The sequence below is a fragment of the Burkholderia stagnalis genome (genome assembly GCF_902830275.1).
Lineage (GTDB): Bacteria > Pseudomonadota > Gammaproteobacteria > Burkholderiales > Burkholderiaceae > Burkholderia > Burkholderia stagnalis.
In genome coordinates this window covers 1-2,541 of the sequence record NZ_CADESW010000054.1, presented here as the reverse complement: position 1 = coordinate 2,541, position 2,541 = coordinate 1, and the positions used below count along the sequence as shown (strand labels likewise).

Genomic DNA, 2,541 nt, shown 5'->3' with positions numbered 1-2,541 from the left:
CGTGGTGGCGGCGATCGCGCACGCGCATGGCGGGCAGGCGCTGTGCAACCGCGCCGGCAGCGGTACGCGTTTCGAGTTGCGTTGGCCCGACGATCTCGCGGCGGCATGAAAATCGCAACCGCCGCGTAACCGCCGGCGATTTCAGCCGCGGCGGCGGGCACGCCCTCGCAGGCACTTGAACCACAGCCGGGCGGCGCCGACGCCGCCCGCGACCGGAATGCGCGGCAGTGCGAACGGATCGTCGTGCCGGTTTGCGCACCCGCGCTGCGTGGTGGTCGCATTCCGGTATCCGGCCGCCTCGACCTGGTCGCGCACCAGTGCGCTCAGCTCGCCATACGGATAGCAGAACGATTCGATGCGCCGCTCGCTCAATGCCTCGAGCCGGCGGCGCGATTCGACCACCTGCCGCCATGATTCGTCTGCCGCCACGCGCGACAGCGGCACATGATCGAGCGTGTGCGAGCCGATCTCGTGGCCGTGATCGCGCCATTCGAGCATGTTCTCGATCGACATCAGCGGGGAACGCACGGTGTCGTCGCCGGCGTCCCACGCGTTCGTGCCGTCGAACCGGTCGGCGACGAAATAGCAGGTCGCGGTGAAGCCGGCTTCGTCGAGCACCGGCATCGCGTGCGTCAGCACGTTGAGAAAGCCGTCGTCGAACGAGATCCCGAACACCTTGCCGTGCCGCTCCCCGCGAATATAAGGCTGCAGTTCGGCCACGCTCAGGCCGCGGTAGCCGAGCCGCCTGAACCACTGCATCTGGCGGCGGAATGCGCCGGGGTCGACGCTCAGCCCGCGCAACCGGTCGGTGGGCGGCGGCAGCGGGCGAATCTGGTGGTACATCAGGATCGGGTAGCGCGTCGCGGGCGTCATCGCCATTGCATCGCTCCGGTCGCCGGCACCCGATGGCTGCGATGCCGGCCGATCGCGCTTTCATAAACGGACATCGTCGCGTCGACGAACTTCTCGAAGCAGAACTCGTGGCGGCCTTTCAGCCAGGCATTGCGGCTCATCGACTCGACGACTCCGGGCTCGGCCGCGATCGCGCTCAGGATCGGCGCGACGGCTTCCGGCGCGCGCGGCGGCACGATCCATCCGTCGACGCCATGCTCGATGTTCTCGGGCAGGCCGCCCACGCGGCTGACGATCGTCGGGCAGCCCATCGACATCGCTTCGCGGCACGCGTACGACAGGCTCTCCTGGTACGACAGCACGAACGACACGTCGGTGATCGAGAACAGGTCGTGCGCGCAGTCGAGCATGCCGGTGAAGACGGTGCGCGACGCCATGCCGTGCTGCGTGACGAGCGCGCGCTGTTCGTCCGACGGCGCCTCGCCCGCCAGCAGCACGCGGAACCGCTCGCGCTGTGCGTCCGGCAGGCGGCCCAGCGCGGCGATCAGGTCCGTCCAGCCCTTCGCCGGTGTGGTGCCGGCCGTGCTGCCCAGCACGATCGCATCCGCGCCGGCCGGCCCGAAGCACGCGGCCTTGCGGCGGCGCACCTCGTCGCGGCGCAGCCGGCTCGCCGCCGGAACGCGCACGCCGTGCTTGATCACGGTGATGTTTTCATAAGGCGATTCCCGCTCCAGCATCACCCGGACGTAGTCGCTCACCGCGATGGTGCGCGTCGTCGCGAAGCGTGCGCGGAACAGGTTGCCGAAGCTGTCGGCGCGGTAGGTATTGTGTTTCGTGAACACGACCGCGGGCCGGTTGCGGCAGCCGGGCAGCGCCAGCATCACCTGCCGGTGATCCGCCGAGCCGTTCACGTGGACGACGTCGATGCGGGCGGTGTCGATCAGCCGGCGCAGCCGGCGCACTTCGCGGAACAGCGCGGTCCAGCTCGGCTTGAACTGCATGTCGACGACCGAAATCGCGGGGTGCTCCGCGACCAGGCGCGACAGGCGGCTGCCTTGCGGCGACGCGACGGTCACCCGGTGACGCCGGCTCATTGCGGTGGCGAGATCGTGCACGTAGGTGTCGTGGCCGCCGCCGAAGTCGCCATGAAAGTTTGTATAGAGAATGTTCATCTCGATGCATCGCTCTTCTTCGAACGCGCGTCATCAGGGTTCCTGAATGTACGGACGCGTGTTCCGGGATCCACGGCAGCGCGCCGCGCATGGGCGGACCATCGGCGTTGCCGGAATGAATGCCGGAATCTTACAGATGCGTTACATCCGGGGCTGTCGATGCCTGTGCCGTTTTGTGTAGATTCGTCCGGTCAGGCGATCCGGATGCGGCCGGGGCGGGGAGATGAACCGGTGGGTCGTGACGGCGGCGCGAGCGCCGAAGGCGTCGCGACGCATGCCATATGGGGAAGAAGCGCTGCTTTGCGGCGAAGGCGGGTGTCGTCAGGCCCGATCATCGGCGCCGTTGCCATTCGCGGGGACGGGGGCGCGTTCGACGGCAGGGCGTGTCCCGGGCCGCCGGTCGGAGCGGGGCGCCGGCGCAAGATCGGCGGGCCAGCGCAATTCGAAACAGGTGCCGCTGCCGGACGGGATACACAGTGCCTGCCCGCCATGCGCGTGCGCGATCGCCGCCACCACC

At 68.8% G+C, this 2,541-nt stretch carries 2 protein-coding genes and 1 pseudogene; all 3 read right to left on the bottom strand.

Annotated elements, in window-relative coordinates:
• Positions 1-141: 141 nt before the first annotated feature.
• Positions 142-879, bottom strand: coding sequence for a polysaccharide deacetylase family protein (locus tag HWY45_RS36130; protein ID WP_059883711.1), 738 nt, complete (start codon positions 877-879; stop codon positions 142-144).
• Positions 870-2,024, bottom strand: coding sequence for a glycosyltransferase (locus HWY45_RS36125; RefSeq protein WP_059883710.1), 1,155 nt, complete (start codon positions 2,022-2,024; stop codon positions 870-872). Before HWY45_RS36125 ends, HWY45_RS36130 begins: the two co-directional genes overlap by 10 nt.
• Before the next feature lie 321 nt (positions 2,025-2,345).
• Positions 2,346-2,541: pseudogene (locus HWY45_RS36655) on the bottom strand (two-component sensor histidine kinase); the annotation flags it as partial.